This window comes from Salicola sp. AFF1, assembly GCF_056783195.1.
This window is the reverse complement of sequence record NZ_JBXAYL010000267.1, coordinates 1-227: the sequence shown is the minus strand read 5'-3', so window position 1 is coordinate 227 and position 227 is coordinate 1. Positions and strand designations below refer to the sequence as shown.

General features: G+C 59.5%; 1 protein-coding gene. It reads right to left on the bottom strand.

From position 1 onward, the window contains the following. Nucleotides 1–227, bottom strand: a 227-nt coding sequence (locus tag AC1RQI_RS17610; protein ID WP_481905892.1) for a transposase, incomplete at both ends; no start/stop codon positions are given.

The following is a 227-nucleotide window of genomic DNA, read 5'->3' as shown; positions in this document are numbered from 1 at the left end:
AGGCGGATGTTGCTGTATACCCCGTCTGCCCACCAGTAGACGTAGCGCTTTTGGCTCAGATCCCGCTGCTGCCAGTCACGATGTTCTTTCAGCCACTGGGCCTTAAGCCGGGATACCGTGTTCGCCGACAAACCCTTGGCTTGCTCGCCCACCAGCGCACTCAATGCCTCCTGAAAGTCGCCGGAGGAGACTCCTCGCAGGTAGAGCCAGGGAATAAGCTCCTCCAG